Below are 15,106 nucleotides of genomic sequence, written 5' to 3'. Positions count from 1 at the left end.
TGTATTCAGAATACTGACTATTTATCTAAAAAACTTGACATAGATCACACTTGAAGAATGCAGTTACACTTCGTGATCTGAACTGTGATTCAGGATAAAAAAGAAAGGGAAAGGGATTGCCAAGTTAAGGTTCTTGGGCGAAACTGAAATAGTTGACTATCAATACGGTTAATAGTCGGTACTCTTTTTGGGTTAAAATTCGCAATTGGCGTAAAATGCGAAAAATACTCTGGAAAATCAACAGAACCGAATTTATTTCGGGATGAACCTATCTTTATCACGCCATACTGGAATAAAAAAAACAGCAGCCGAGGCTGCCGTTTTCAATCGTTACTGACTAGCGTTAGTTTGCATTGGCGGCGAGTAAGCTATTAACTTTATTAGCTTCGACATCTAACCCCATCTGCTTATAAGCTATTTCCATATATTTTAGTGCTTTATAGGTAGCTTCAGTATCTGGGTAATCCCTTAACATTTGTTGAGCACGATTGACAACCGCGACATAAGCCCCGCGTTTGTTGTAGTATTCAATGACAGAAAGGTCAAACCTTGCTAAGCGATCTTTTAAATAAACAAGACGTTTACTAGCATCGTTAGCATAGAGGCTGTTAGGATAATAGCGAACTAACTGACTAAAATCTTTGAAGGCAACACGTGCATGTTGAGGATCTCTGTCTGAACGGTCGATACCAAAGAAACCTTGCAGTGCACTGTCATCAAGTGCCATTGCCGTTAACCCGCGCATATAAAGAACATAGTCAATATTTGGGTGAGTTGGGTTTAAACGCATAAAACGGTCAATTGCTGCTATCGCCATTGGTAGCTCAGCTGATTTATAATAAGCATAAATCAGATCTAATTGCACCTGTTGTGCGTAAGGGCCAAATGGATAACGGTTATCCAATGCTTCCAGTTGTTTGATGGCTGCTTTGTAGTTACCATCCTGCAACTTTTGCTGACCAATACTGTACATTTCAGCCGGAGTGCTATCAGGGCTGACTTCATTATTGCTGGAGCATCCGGTGAGTACCAGGCTCAACGTGGCAGCAGCCACCAGATATTTTATACGTATCATCACGTGTTGGTTATCCTCTGAGTGTTTCGAGGGAGACTATCCGTAAGGCTCCCGGCAAAATTCGAGTTACAATAGCATACATTTTAAATAAAACGGCACTGCCGTCAAAACACAAACACTAAAAAAGTAGATTAATTTATGGCTCAACAAGTACAACTTAATGCAACTGTTGCTGAATCACAGCTCGGTCAACGTTTAGATCAGGCTTTAGCGGAATTGTTCCCTGATTATTCGCGTTCACGTATAAAAGAGTGGATTTTAGATGATAGAGTGCAGGTTAATGGGAAAGTTATCAATAAGCCAAAGGAAAAAGTTTTAGGCGGAGAAGAAATTTTAGTTGATGCATTAATTGAAGAGGACAATCGTTGGGAGCCACAAGATATTCCTCTTGATATCGTTTATGAAGACGATGATATTCTCGTGATTAATAAGCCTCGTGGATTAGTTGTACACCCTGGCGCAGGAAATCCAGATGGCACGATATTAAATGCCTTATTGTATCGTTACCCTGAGATTGCCGATGTGCCACGAGCAGGTATTGTGCACCGCTTAGATAAAGACACAACAGGGCTGATGGTTGTGGCAAAAACAGTTCCTGCACAAACTCGTTTAGTTGAGTCGTTACAATTACGTGAAATTACACGTGAATATGAAGCGGTTGCGGTTGGCAGAATGACGGCTGGCGGCATGGTGGAAGAGCCTATCTCACGGCATCCGACTAAACGCACACATATGGCTGTTCATCCAATGGGAAAACCCGCATTGACACACTATAGGGTTATGGAGCACTTTAGGGCTCATACACGTTTGCGTCTACGCTTAGAAACCGGTAGAACACACCAAATTCGTGTCCATATGGCACATATCAATCATCCTCTTATTGGTGATCCTCTGTATGGTGGGCGTCCACGTCCGTTAAAAGGGGCGAGTGAAGCATTTTTTGAGGTGATGCGTAAATTTGACCGTCAAGCGCTGCATGCCACGATGCTTCGGTTGTATCACCCAATTTCTGGTATTCAAATGGAGTGGCATGCGCCTCTGCCAGATGATATGGTTGAGCTTATTGAAGCCTTAAAAGCAGACTATCAACTGCACAAAGACGATATGGATTGGTAATGAACTCATTGATTTTTCCTGACTGGCCACAACCTAAAAAGGTCTCATGCTGTAGCACCACACGTATTGGTGGGGTCAGCTCATCTCCATTTGATAGCCTAAATTTGGGTGATCATGTTGGTGATGAGCCAATGGCCGTCAGTGAAAATCGTTACCGCCTTCAGGCATTAGCAGGGTTGCCACAACAGCCGTTATGGCTCGAACAAGTCCATGGTACAAAAGTATTATGCTTAGATGGCAGCGACATTGAAAATAAACAAGCTGATGCCGTTTACACTCATCAAACGGGCGTTGTTTGTGCCATCATGACGGCAGATTGTCTGCCGGTTCTCTTTTGTAGTCAGGATGGACAAGAAGTTGCCGCTGCTCATGCCGGATGGCGTGGGTTATGCGATGGTGTTCTTGAAAATACAGTTGCTCAGTTTTCGTGCCCCAAAAATCAAATTATGGCTTGGCTGGGCCCTGCAATTGGCCCCAGCAAATTTGAAGTCGGGCCAGAGGTCAGAGACGCTTTTATCAAGCAGTCAACTGAGCTGGCCGCAGGTTTTGCTATTCATGGCGACAAATTTTTAGCGGATATCTATTTATTGGCACGTAAAAAGTTGCAAGCCGTTGGCGTAACTTCAATTTATGGTGGGGAGTTTTGTACCGTGAGTGACAAAAACAGATTTTACTCCTACCGTCGTGAGGGAAAAACGGGGCGCATGGCCTCATTAATATGGGTAAATAACTAGTGTTTAGAGAGTTATTCTGAATTAACCCATATGGATGAAATAATTCATTTATAAACTTGAATAAATAAAAATAGACCTCATCTATTCTCCAGAAGCAATTTTAATCTCATTTTTAGTGGAGGTGTTATGCGTCTGGATCGTTTAACTAATAAATTCCAGCAAGCTCTCGCTGACGCCCAGTCATTAGCCCTTGGGCGCGAAAACCAGTTTATTGAACCTATTCATTTATTAAGTGCACTGTTTAATCAAGAAGGTGGCTCTGTACGACCTCTTTTGACAACGGTGGGTGTCAATGTCGGGCAGTTGCAACAAAAAATTGAAGAAGCGCTTTCGCGTTTACCGCAAGTGCAAGGGGTTGCCGGTGATGTGCAGCCTTCAAGTGATTTGATCCGTCATTTAAATTTATGTGATCAATTAGCACAAAAAAATGGCGATGAATTTATCTCCTCTGAATTATTTCTTCTTGCAGCTTTAGAAGCGAATACATCACTTGCGGATATGCTTAAAGCAGCCGGTGTCAATAAAGCGAATTTAAATAAGGCAATAGAACAAATGCGTGGTGGCGAAAAAGTGAATGACCAAGGTGCTGAAGACCAGCGCCAAGCGTTAAAGAAATTTACTGTTGACCTGACAGAGCGTGCGGAGCAAGGCAAGTTAGACCCAGTGATTGGTCGTGATGAAGAAATTCGCCGTACTATTCAGGTATTACAGCGTCGTACAAAGAACAACCCTGTGCTGATTGGTGAGCCTGGCGTTGGTAAAACCGCGATCGTTGAAGGATTAGCGCAACGTATTGTGAATGGTGAAGTGCCTGAAGGTCTGAAAAACAAGCGTGTTTTATCCTTAGATATGGGAGCCTTAATCGCAGGTGCTAAATACCGTGGTGAGTTTGAAGAGCGTTTAAAAGGCGTACTGAGTGACCTTGCTAAGCAAGAAGGTAATGTCATTCTGTTTATTGATGAATTGCATACCATGGTTGGTGCGGGTAAAGCGGACGGTGCCATGGATGCGGGGAACATGTTGAAACCTGCATTAGCACGCGGTGAATTGCACTGTGTGGGGGCAACAACACTTGATGAGTATCGTCAATATATAGAAAAAGATCCGGCTTTAGAACGTCGATTCCAAAAAGTGTATGTTGCAGAGCCAAGCGTTGAAGACACAATCGCGATTTTACGTGGTCTGAAAGAGCGCTATGAGTTGCATCACCATGTGCAGATTACGGACCCTGCAATCGTCGCAGCGGCAACGTTATCTCATCGCTATATTACGGATCGTATGTTACCGGATAAAGCGATTGACTTAATTGATGAAGCTGGTGCGAGTTTGCGTATGCAAATGGACTCGAAACCTGAATCGCTTGACCGTTTAGAGCGCCGTATCATTCAGCTCAAATTGGAACAGCAAGCCCTGAAAAAAGAGTCCGATAACGCGAGTAAGAAACGTCTTGATATGCTCGAAGAAGAGTTAGCGGAAAAAGAGCGTGAATATTCTTCATTAGAAGAAGAATGGAAAGCAGAGAAAGCGTCATTAACAGGTACACAGCATATAAAAGCCGAGTTAGAGAACGCACGCTACGAAATGGAGAAAGCACGTCGTAGTGGTGACCTCGGAAAAATGTCTGAACTGCAATATGGCCGTATTCCTGAGTTGGAAAAACAGTTAGAAGCAGCGACTAAAGCAGAAAATAAGAGTATGAAACTTCTGCGAAATAAAGTGACTGATGTCGAAATCGCTGAAATTTTAGCTCGTTGGACTGGTATACCTGTTTCTCGTATGTTGGAAAGCGAAAGAGAAAAACTATTACGTATGGAACAGCAATTACACCAGCGCGTAATAGGCCAGGATGAAGCGGTAGTTGCGGTATCGAACGCTATTCGTCGTAGCCGTGCAGGTTTGTCAGACCCTAATCGCCCAATAGGTTCATTTATGTTCTTGGGGCCAACAGGGGTTGGTAAAACGGAATTATGTAAAGCACTGGCAAACTTTATGTTTGATAGTGATGATGCGATGGTTCGTATCGATATGTCCGAGTTTATGGAAAAACATGCCGTTTCACGTTTAGTGGGGGCTCCTCCAGGATATGTGGGGTATGAAGAAGGTGGTTATCTAACTGAAGCCGTTAGACGTCGCCCTTATTCTGTTATTCTTTTGGATGAAGTTGAAAAAGCACACCCAGATGTCTTTAATATTTTATTACAGGTATTGGATGATGGGCGCTTAACGGATGGCCAAGGTCGTACGGTCGACTTCCGTAATACCGTTATTATTATGACATCAAACCTCGGTTCTGATTTGATTCAAGAACGTTTTGGTACTATCGGTTATTCAGAAATGAAAGATATGGTTATGGAGGTTGTCGCACATAGCTTTAGACCTGAATTTATTAACCGTATCGATGAAGTGGTCGTGTTCCATCCATTAGGTAAAGAACATATTACAAACATTGCGAATATCCAGCTTGGTCGTTTATATAAACGTCTTGAAGAACACGGCTATGAAGTTACCGCATCATCTGCGGCATTGGAAAAAATTGGTGAAGCAGGGTTTGACCCAATCTTTGGTGCTCGTCCATTGAAAAGAGCAATCCAACAAGAGATTGAAAACCCTCTGGCACAAGAAATATTGTCAGGTAAATTGATCCCAGGTAAACCAATAGTCTTAGATGTGGAGAATGATGAGATAGTCGCTAAACAGTAACTATTCGCTTTTCAATTAGGTAATAGAATCCAAGGCGGCCTTAGGGTCGCCTTTTTATCACCTTTTTTCATGAAAAGAGGCCCTTTTTGCTATAAAAATGCACCAAAAGTGTAAAAAATAATCAGTCGTCAAATTTTTTAAAAAAAAGACTTGCTAGAATTTTCTGACTCCCTATAATGCGCCTCCACTGACCGACGATGAGCCAACACAGAATGTGATGGCAAGCCCAAAAGGCTAACGACGGCAGGCGAGAGAATCTGAAAAGATAAGCGAAAAAAAAAGCTTGACTCTCGATGAGGAAAGCGTAACATACGCCACCTCGCGACAACGACCTAAGCGGTTAATATCGAAAGATAAAGTCGCAACGCTCTTTAACAATTTATCAGACAATCTGTGTGGGCACTCACAGGACACTATCAAAAAAATATTTGATTTTAAGTCTTGAAGAGTGACTAACACGTTAATTCATATATGAACTAACAATGTGCAATTCGATTGTGGAAGGATAACGCGAAGGCGAGTGAGCATTTCCGAGACAGTACTGAGGTACGGCGAGGAAAGCGCAGCGAAGCCGACAATGTTAGCCGAACAGAAGCGAATTGATAAACAGTTTAATTCTTTGAGCATCAAACACTTTTAATTGAAGAGTTTGATCATGGCTCAGATTGAACGCTGGCGGCAGGCCTAACACATGCAAGTCGAGCGGTAACAGGGGAAGCTTGCTTCCCGCTGACGAGCGGCGGACGGGTGAGTAATGTATGGGGATCTGCCCGATAGAGGGGGATAACTACTGGAAACGGTGGCTAATACCGCATAATCTCTAAGGAGCAAAGCAGGGGACCTTCGGGCCTTGCGCTATCGGATGAACCCATATGGGATTAGCTAGTAGGTGGGGTAATGGCTCACCTAGGCGACGATCCCTAGCTGGTCTGAGAGGATGATCAGCCACACTGGGACTGAGACACGGCCCAGACTCCTACGGGAGGCAGCAGTGGGGAATATTGCACAATGGGCGCAAGCCTGATGCAGCCATGCCGCGTGTATGAAGAAGGCCCTAGGGTTGTAAAGTACTTTCAGTCGGGAGGAAGGCGTTGATGCTAATATCATCAACGATTGACGTTACCGACAGAAGAAGCACCGGCTAACTCCGTGCCAGCAGCCGCGGTAATACGGAGGGTGCAAGCGTTAATCGGAATTACTGGGCGTAAAGCGCACGCAGGCGGTTGATTAAGTTAGATGTGAAATCCCCGGGCTTAACCTGGGAATGGCATCTAAGACTGGTCAGCTAGAGTCTTGTAGAGGGGGGTAGAATTCCATGTGTAGCGGTGAAATGCGTAGAGATGTGGAGGAATACCGGTGGCGAAGGCGGCCCCCTGGACAAAGACTGACGCTCAGGTGCGAAAGCGTGGGGAGCAAACAGGATTAGATACCCTGGTAGTCCACGCTGTAAACGATGTCGATTTGGAGGTTGTGCCCTTGAGGCGTGGCTTCCGGAGCTAACGCGTTAAATCGACCGCCTGGGGAGTACGGCCGCAAGGTTAAAACTCAAATGAATTGACGGGGGCCCGCACAAGCGGTGGAGCATGTGGTTTAATTCGATGCAACGCGAAGAACCTTACCTACTCTTGACATCCAGAGAATTTAGCAGAGATGCTTTAGTGCCTTCGGGAACTCTGAGACAGGTGCTGCATGGCTGTCGTCAGCTCGTGTTGTGAAATGTTGGGTTAAGTCCCGCAACGAGCGCAACCCTTATCCTTTGTTGCCAGCGATTCGGTCGGGAACTCAAAGGAGACTGCCGGTGATAAACCGGAGGAAGGTGGGGATGACGTCAAGTCATCATGGCCCTTACGAGTAGGGCTACACACGTGCTACAATGGCGTATACAAAGAGAAGCGACCTCGCGAGAGCAAGCGGAACTCATAAAGTACGTCGTAGTCCGGATTGGAGTCTGCAACTCGACTCCATGAAGTCGGAATCGCTAGTAATCGTAGATCAGAATGCTACGGTGAATACGTTCCCGGGCCTTGTACACACCGCCCGTCACACCATGGGAGTGGGTTGCAAAAGAAGTAGGTAGCTTAACCTTCGGGAGGGCGCTTACCACTTTGTGATCCATGACTGGGGTGAAGTCGTAACAAGGTAACCGTAGGGGAACCTGCGGTTGGATCACCTCCTTACCATTGAAGTGTTCTTGTGAAGTGTTCACACAGATTGTCTGATGAAATAGAGTCAACGGTATCAATAGGCTTGTAGCTCAGGTGGTTAGAGCGCACCCCTGATAAGGGTGAGGTCGGTGGTTCAAGTCCACTCAGGCCTACCAAAATCGAATTAATACTGCGTTATAACTTAGCTCGTTTACCCGCGTAAACGTCGCCAAGTTATGCCTTGTCTAAATTCGATTTGGCTTTTAATTTCTTGATTAAAGAAAAGACGATACTGTCAAACCTGTTATGGGGCTATAGCTCAGCTGGGAGAGCGCCTGCCTTGCACGCAGGAGGTCAGCGGTTCGATCCCGCTTAGCTCCACCATAATACTTTTGAATTATTCAGAATAGATTAGTTATAGTCTATTGCGAATAATTATGCTCTTTAACAATCTGGAACAAGCTGAAAATTGAAACAACGCACATTGTTTATCGCTTAAACAATGTGAGAGTCTCTCAAAATTTCAAACCTGAAGTTTTCGGTCATTCAAACGAGTGGCATGAGCGAGCAGTGTGAAATTCGCGGCGTAGGAGCGCAGTCAGCGCAGCGTACATGGGTACGTGAGCATGACGAGCACCGCGCAACAAAGAATTTCACCACGCACAGCCATGACAGTTAGGTGATCGTTGAAACAATTTCGGGTTGTGAGGTTAAGCGACTAAGCGTACACGGTGGATGCCTAGGCAATCAGAGGCGATGAAGGACGTGCTAATCTGCGAAAAGCGTCGGTAAGGTGATATGAACCGCTATAACCGACGATGTCCGAATGGGGAAACCCAGTGCAATTCGTTGCACTATCGTTTGATGAATCCATAGTCAAACGAGGCGAACCGAGGGAACTGAAACATCTCAGTACCTCGAGGAAAAGAAATCAACCGAGATTCCCCTAGTAGCGGCGAGCGAACGGGGAGCAGCCCAGAGTCTTAATCAGCGTCAGCATCAGGAGAACGGTCTGGAAAGTCCGGCAGTAAAGGGTGATAGCCCCGTATCCGAAGGTGTTGGTGTTGTGAACTCGACGAGTAGGGCGGGACACGTGTTATCCTGTCTGAATATGGGGGGACCATCCTCCAAGGCTAAATACTCCTGATTGACCGATAGTGAACCAGTACCGTGAGGGAAAGGCGAAAAGAACCCCGGCGAGGGGAGTGAAATAGAACCTGAAACCGTGTACGTACAAGCAGTGGGAGCACCTTTTAGGTGTGACTGCGTACCTTTTGTATAATGGGTCAGCGACTTATATTCTGTAGCAAGGTTAACCGTATAGGGGAGCCGTAGGGAAACCGAGTCTTAACTGGGCGATTAAGTTGCAGGGTATAGACCCGAAACCCGGTGATCTAGCCATGGGCAGGTTGAAGGTTGGGTAACACTAACTGGAGGACCGAACCGACTAATGTTGAAAAATTAGCGGATGACTTGTGGCTGGGGGTGAAAGGCCAATCAAACCGGGAGATAGCTGGTTCTCCCCGAAAGCTATTTAGGTAGCGCCTCGTGAACTCATCTTCGGGGGTAGAGCACTGTTTCGGCTAGGGGGTCATCCCGACTTACCAACCCGATGCAAACTACGAATACCGAAGAATGTTATCACGGGAGACACACGGCGGGTGCTAACGTTCGTCGTGAAGAGGGAAACAACCCAGACCGCCAGCTAAGGTCCCAAAGTCATGGTTAAGTGGGAAACGAAGTGGGAAGGCTCAGACAGCCAGGATGTTGGCTTAGAAGCAGCCATCATTTAAAGAAAGCGTAATAGCTCACTGGTCGAGTCGGCCTGCGCGGAAGATGTAACGGGGCTAAACCATGCACCGAAGCTGCGGCAGCGACATTTAGATGTTGTTGGGTAGGGGAGCGTTCTGTAAGCCTGTGAAGGTGTGCTGTGAGGCATGCTGGAGGTATCAGAAGTGCGAATGCTGACATAAGTAACGATAATGCGGGTGAAAAACCCGCACGCCGGAAGACCAAGGGTTCCTGTCCAACGTTAATCGGGGCAGGGTGAGTCGACCCCTAAGGCGAGGCAGAAATGCGTAGTCGATGGGAAACAGGTTAATATTCCTGTACTGGTGATAATTGCGATGGGGGGACGGAGAAGGCTAGGCTGGCCGGGCGACGGTTGTCCCGGTTTAAGGATGTAGGCAGGTGAATTAGGCAAATCCGGTTCACTATATGCTGAGGTCTGATGACGAGTCACTACGGTGGCGAAGTAGCTCATGCCCCGCTTCCAGGAAAAGCCTCTAAGCTCTAGATTATCATTAATCGTACCCCAAACCGACACAGGTGGTCAGGTAGAGAATACTCAGGCGCTTGAGAGAACTCGGGTGAAGGAACTAGGCAAAATGGTGCCGTAACTTCGGGAGAAGGCACGCTGGCGCTAGGTGAAGTCCCTTGCGGATGGAGCTGAAGCCAGTCGCAGATACCAGCTGGCTGCAACTGTTTATTAAAAACACAGCACTGTGCAAACACGAAAGTGGACGTATACGGTGTGACGCCTGCCCGGTGCTGGAAGGTTAATTGATGGGGTTATCCGTAAGGAGAAGCTCTTGATCGAAGCCCCAGTAAACGGCGGCCGTAACTATAACGGTCCTAAGGTAGCGAAATTCCTTGTCGGGTAAGTTCCGACCTGCACGAATGGCGTAATGATGGCCAGGCTGTCTCCACCCGAGACTCAGTGAAATTGAACTCGCTGTGAAGATGCAGTGTACCCGCGGCAAGACGGAAAGACCCCGTGAACCTTTACTATAGCTTGACACTGAACATTGAGCCTTGATGTGTAGGATAGGTGGGAGGCTTTGAAGTGTGGACGCCAGTCTGCATGGAGCCAACCTTGAAATACCACCCTTTAATGTTTGATGTTCTAACGTGGCCCCATCATCTGGGGTGCGGACAGTGTCTGGTGGGTAGTTTGACTGGGGCGGTCTCCTCCCAAAGAGTAACGGAGGAGCACGAAGGTTGGCTAAGCATGGTCGGACATCATGCGGTTAGTGCAAAGGCATAAGCCAGCTTGACTGCGAGAGTGACGGCTCGAGCAGGTACGAAAGTAGGTCTTAGTGATCCGGTGGTTCTGAATGGAAGGGCCATCGCTCAACGGATAAAAGGTACTCCGGGGATAACAGGCTGATACCGCCCAAGAGTTCATATCGACGGCGGTGTTTGGCACCTCGATGTCGGCTCATCACATCCTGGGGCTGAAGTAGGTCCCAAGGGTATGGCTGTTCGCCATTTAAAGTGGTACGCGAGCTGGGTTTAGAACGTCGTGAGACAGTTCGGTCCCTATCTGCCGTGGGCGTTGGAAGATTGAAAGGGGCTGCTCCTAGTACGAGAGGACCGGAGTGGACGCACCACTGGTGTTCGGGTTGTCATGCCAATGGCACTGCCCGGTAGCTAAGTGCGGAAGAGATAACCGCTGAAAGCATCTAAGCGGGAAACTTGCCTTGAGATGAGTCTTCCCTGACTCTTTAAGGGTCCTAAAGGAACGTTTAAGACTAAGACGTTGATAGGCTGGGTGTGTAAGCGTAGCGATACGTTGAGCTAACCAGTACTAATGAACCGTGAGGCTTAACCTGACAACACCGAAGGTGTTTTAGAGAGAACGTTGTGAAGCGCACACAGAGTGCGAGAAATTAGCTTGTTCAAGATTGCTGTTCTGGTTGGTGTAAGCCGACGGGAACGAAAACCGAATTTGTCTGGCGGCAATAGCGCGGTGGTCCCACCTGACCCCATGCCGAACTCAGCAGTGAAACGCCGTAGCGCCGATGGTAGTGTGGGGTCTCCCCATGTGAGAGTAGGGAACTGCCAGACATTAAATTAGTGAGAAAGCCACCCGATGGGTGGCTTTTTTGCGTTTGGGGGATGTGATACCGTTTTATCATCCTTCTGCCTTACTGTCACCACCAACCCCATCCACGGCACTTTCTTGCCAATCCTGCACCAGCGAACCGCATATTGATAGCCAATACATTGAGTAGAGATAAAGGAATGGCTCACTATTCGACTTATTTTCATGGTTGAGACCATTTTATAGGATGACTGGTGTTTATTTTTATGAATCGCAATCGGTATCTAAATAACATCATGGTTTAGATCGCTTTATCATACTGAGTACTCGATATCCATCTCATCAACTTATAGGTAAATAACTAGCAAAAATAAAAAAAACTTTCTGGTATTGATAGGGGGAATGGATGATATTGATGACCAGCACTTTAGGTATTGTTATAGTTCAAATATTCAGATTTATAGAGGGATAGGTTATGGGGAGTCAATACATGGAAAATATCATCCTCACCAATGATGAAAGAGCGCTTTTTGGCTTGGAGTTGATATCCGCTCAATGGGATAGAATTGAAATTAAAAAAGGGATGGCTGTTTATTTTGATGGTGATGATATCTGTAAAATTATCTATAACTATGAGCATATTGGTGATGGTTTTATCAATACCCTCTATATTGAAGAAGATAATTTAATTAAAACGAGAAATAGAGAATTCGTTTTGCCTAGAACAGCAAAAGGCAAAGAGAAAAAATTAAATTATACATCGATTAATGGCATGAAAAGTACGGGGTGTCGTTTTAGTTTAACTTTAAGCACTTCAGGAATTGGTGCGGCGTTAAATGTGACGAATAGCCAAAATAGTCTTCGTCTACCGATTCCATTTCCCCAGCAAATTGACACTGTTGAGGCGTTTCGCCAATGGTTAGCCACATTCGTGTCTTCAAGAGATGAACGTTATTTCTCCAAAGTGGAACGCATGAAAAATGCCCCGAGAAAGAATGTGAAATATAAGAATGGCGATATTTTTTGTTATGAAATAGATCTGGAATATTATGGATTTGCTCTGATTATAGGTCAGGTCAACAAAATAAAAAAAGCAGGCCTACTGAAGCAAGAGCATATTTGGAATGATCTCATGACGGTGCCCTTAATTGTCCGAACGTATCAGTTCAAAAGCCAAGAAAAAAATATGCCTATTGAGGAAATTATACAGCACAGCTTATCGGATTCATTTTTCATGATGGATGACCATGTTATGAGAGGTGTATATGAGGTTATTGGAAATAAGAGTTTAACTGCCGATGATATTGAGTTTCCCATTCAAGCGGGAAGATCATTATCTAATGACTCTTTTACTCGATTATGTTGGGGAGTTGGAATAAAAAGCCATCCAAATGAACATGCATCAATGCTACCTAGTGGTATTCAAGATATGGAGTTGTTGAGACATGGTGTTAATTTTGGTGTCAGTTTTTCAGAAATAAAAACCGTAGAGAGATGTAAAACACCGTTGGAAAAACAGGCTTTTGCCCATTTTGGTATCTCTGAAGAGATAACATTTGATGATTTTAATCGGCAATTTGGTGGTATGACTCGTGAAGAATACGCGTTATATGCGAATAAAAAGTAGGGGGCACATAAGTTGGTTAAATCATTACTGGTTTTTATTTTAAACTTTGATATAAGCTATAACCGGCGATAGAGCCCGCGACATCATAAGCGATATCATGCCAACTCCATCCAGTACCGCTGGGGCGGCTGTCATATAATTCTTTGACTACTCCGAGTGAAACAGAAAATAATATTCCAAATTGTGCAGCTTCTCGATGTTGCCAATTTTGTTTATCAGCATATGCATTACCGGCCATTGCCATTGCGGCTGAAAAAGCAAAATGTTGGGCCTTATCCTTTCCTGTCCATTTATCATTAGCGACACGAAAGCTTGAGCAACTTGCGGTATTGAATAATATGCCAATAAGCAAATAAGGAAGTATTTTTTTAAATCGTTTCAATTTATTTATCAACATAATGATATATGAAAAGCACCACAAGGGTGGTGCTACGATAAATTACAAGATACGACTGATTAAGCGGTCTACTCTAATTCGTCTTAAACGGCGAATGAGTTTTTTCACTTTGATTGGATAGGTTTGGATACTATCTAATTCACGATAATGATTCACAATTTTTGTATGAGTGCGAATGCATTCAAGTTCATGTTGACGCTGCTCTTGCATTTCTTGCTTTGGATCGTGGATCAATACGGCATTTTCAAGATCTAATCCCCATGCTCGAGGGTTTAAATTATTTCCGGTGATCAACTGCCATTGTGAATCAACCCACATACCTTTCAAATGATAGGTATTATCGCCATCTTTCCATAAACGAATAGTTAGCTGCTGACTATCAATAAATTTTTGTAAGCGGCTAACAAATCTACGTAGATTTATTTCATATAAATAAGGTAAAGCACCAATAATTTTAAATGGCTCTTCGGGGGGAATATAAAAATCATTAGCAGTTTTATCGCCAATAATTATTTCAACCTGTTTACCTTCACGTAGTAGTCGACTAATAATTCTGACTAATACCGCAGGGAGGTTAAAATAAGGCGTACAGATAATGAGCTTATTCTGTGTTGACCCCATTAAATGGGTAATGGTCCGGTTAAGATCATTTTTCTTACCTAATCCGACAAGCGGGGTAACTGCCAGCTCATTATTGTTAGCATTACCGTCAAAGTGATATGAACACCCTCTGAGTGAAAGGCGAAATTGCTTGATAATATTTTTGAATTCAGCCGTTTTGGGTCTATTGGCTGAATTGAGTAGATGGATAGCATCTGATTTTAACAATGCTTCATCAATATAGTTTTTCATTGATGAAGTTAATTGTTTATTTTTGATTAACTGATATCGGTCATAACGATATTTTTCATGACGTTGTAAATAGACGTCATTAATACTCGCACCACTGTATAACAGGGTATCATCAAAGATAAAACCTTTAAGGTGTAAGACGCCTAAGGCTTCACGAGTATTCACAGGAATACCGTAAATTGGAATGTCAATGTCAGGGTACTGTTGTGAAACACTATAGTACCAATCAGCATTGGTTGAATTTGCCGCTGCTCCAATCCTTCCTCGTTGCGCGCGATGCCAATCAACCAGTATTTTAACTTCTAAAGACGGATTCGCTTGTTTTGCTGCATACAGCGCATGAAGAATATCTTTACCTGCATCATCTTGCTCTAAATATAACGCAGTGATGTAGATGCAATGTTGAGCGGTTGATATTTGCTCAAGCAAAACATCACGAAAATCTTCTGTCTTATATAGCGTTTTAACATCAGCAATAGATTGGGAGAGTTTAGGTAAACTCCCTAAATATTGTTGATGTTTTGCTTGTTTTAATTTTGACAACATCACAGTGTAAATTTTCTCTTATTAGTCTAATAGCAAATCGCTTTATTCAAATATACGCTAGGGTATAGGTTAGCGAATGATCCATGGAT

8 protein-coding genes, 2 tRNA genes and 3 rRNA genes are annotated in these 15,106 nt (G+C 44.5%); 9 read left to right on the top strand and 4 right to left on the bottom strand.

All coding sequences use genetic code 11. The features are described 5' to 3' along the window. Positions 1-343: 343 nt before the first annotated feature. Positions 344-1,075, bottom strand: coding sequence for an outer membrane protein assembly factor BamD (gene bamD / locus O7C57_RS15570; RefSeq protein WP_154624350.1), 732 nt, complete (start codon positions 1,073-1,075; stop codon positions 344-346). 138 nt (positions 1,076-1,213) lie between these two features. Between bamD and rluD the strand changes: the two genes are divergently transcribed. The 8 genes from rluD to rrf all read left to right on the top strand — a co-directional run bounded on the left by rluD (position 1,214) and on the right by rrf (position 11,618). Then, on the top strand, positions 1,214-2,191 hold the full coding sequence (gene rluD, locus O7C57_RS15565) for a 23S rRNA pseudouridine(1911/1915/1917) synthase RluD (RefSeq protein WP_154624346.1): 978 nt from the start codon (positions 1,214-1,216) through the stop codon (positions 2,189-2,191). Beyond that, a complete protein-coding gene (gene yfiH / locus O7C57_RS15560) occupies positions 2,191-2,925 on the top strand; it encodes a purine nucleoside phosphorylase YfiH (RefSeq protein WP_251463684.1) in 735 nt (244 codons plus the stop codon). The genes rluD and yfiH overlap by 1 nt, the downstream gene beginning before the upstream one ends. A 126-nt stretch (positions 2,926-3,051) precedes the next feature. Then, the gene (clpB, locus tag O7C57_RS15555; protein ID WP_269723312.1) at positions 3,052-5,625 is read left to right on the top strand and encodes an ATP-dependent chaperone ClpB; all 2,574 of its coding nucleotides are present in this window, start codon (positions 3,052-3,054) and stop codon (positions 5,623-5,625) included. Between the two features lie 637 nt (positions 5,626-6,262). Further along, positions 6,263-7,802: ribosomal RNA gene (locus O7C57_RS15550) — 16S ribosomal RNA — on the top strand. Between the two features lie 66 nt (positions 7,803-7,868). Further along, positions 7,869-7,945, top strand: a tRNA-Ile gene (locus O7C57_RS15545). Between the two features lie 132 nt (positions 7,946-8,077). After that, positions 8,078-8,153 (top strand) — tRNA-Ala (locus O7C57_RS15540). A gap of 324 nt (positions 8,154-8,477) precedes the next feature. Continuing rightward, positions 8,478-11,383: ribosomal RNA gene (locus O7C57_RS15535) — 23S ribosomal RNA — on the top strand. A 119-nt stretch (positions 11,384-11,502) separates the two neighbouring features. Continuing rightward, positions 11,503-11,618, top strand: a 5S ribosomal RNA gene (gene rrf, locus O7C57_RS15530). Together the 16S, 23S and 5S rRNA genes with 2 tRNA genes alongside form the textbook arrangement of a ribosomal RNA operon. Positions 11,619-11,624: 6 nt before the next feature. Here rrf and O7C57_RS15525 read toward each other — a convergent pair. Continuing rightward, positions 11,625-11,822, bottom strand: coding sequence for a hypothetical protein (locus O7C57_RS15525; RefSeq protein ID WP_269723311.1), 198 nt, complete (start codon positions 11,820-11,822; stop codon positions 11,625-11,627). 263 nt (positions 11,823-12,085) lie between these two features. On the opposite strand from O7C57_RS15525, the gene O7C57_RS15520 reads away from it, so the two are divergent. Further along, on the top strand, positions 12,086-13,222 hold the full coding sequence (locus O7C57_RS15520; RefSeq protein ID WP_269723310.1) for an immunity 26/phosphotriesterase HocA family protein: 1,137 nt from the start codon (positions 12,086-12,088) through the stop codon (positions 13,220-13,222). A gap of 34 nt (positions 13,223-13,256) precedes the next feature. Here the strand turns inward: O7C57_RS15520 and O7C57_RS15515 are convergent, their stop codons facing one another. Then, a complete protein-coding gene (locus O7C57_RS15515; protein ID WP_154624429.1) occupies positions 13,257-13,619 on the bottom strand; it encodes a YfiM family lipoprotein in 363 nt (120 codons plus the stop codon). 42 nt (positions 13,620-13,661) lie between these two features. Further along, positions 13,662-15,017: a CDP-diacylglycerol--serine O-phosphatidyltransferase gene (gene pssA / locus O7C57_RS15510; RefSeq protein ID WP_269723999.1), complete on the bottom strand. Its 1,356-nt coding sequence runs from the start codon at positions 15,015-15,017 to the stop codon at positions 13,662-13,664. Positions 15,018-15,106 lie beyond the last annotated feature (89 nt).

Source organism: Providencia sp. 21OH12SH02B-Prov (assembly GCF_027362595.1).
GTDB lineage: Bacteria > Pseudomonadota > Gammaproteobacteria > Enterobacterales > Enterobacteriaceae > Providencia > Providencia zhejiangensis.
The sequence above is the reverse complement of the archived record's forward strand: the minus strand, read 5'-3'. Positions and strand labels throughout refer to the sequence as shown.

Coding starts and splice junctions, on each gene's coding strand:
- O7C57_RS15525 (WP_269723311.1), bottom strand. CDS start 11,822: ATGAAAATAAGTCGAATAGTGAGCCATTCCTTTATCTCTACTCAATGT.
- rluD (WP_154624346.1), top strand. CDS start 1,214: ATGGCTCAACAAGTACAACTTAATGCAACTGTTGCTGAATCACAGCTC.
- clpB (WP_269723312.1), top strand. CDS start 3,052: ATGCGTCTGGATCGTTTAACTAATAAATTCCAGCAAGCTCTCGCTGAC.
- bamD (WP_154624350.1), bottom strand. CDS start 1,075: ATGATACGTATAAAATATCTGGTGGCTGCTGCCACGTTGAGCCTGGTA.
- pssA (WP_269723999.1), bottom strand. CDS start 15,017: ATGTTGTCAAAATTAAAACAAGCAAAACATCAACAATATTTAGGGAGT.
- O7C57_RS15520 (WP_269723310.1), top strand. CDS start 12,086: ATGGAAAATATCATCCTCACCAATGATGAAAGAGCGCTTTTTGGCTTG.
- O7C57_RS15515 (WP_154624429.1), bottom strand. CDS start 13,619: ATGTTGATAAATAAATTGAAACGATTTAAAAAAATACTTCCTTATTTG.
- yfiH (WP_251463684.1), top strand. CDS start 2,191: ATGAACTCATTGATTTTTCCTGACTGGCCACAACCTAAAAAGGTCTCA.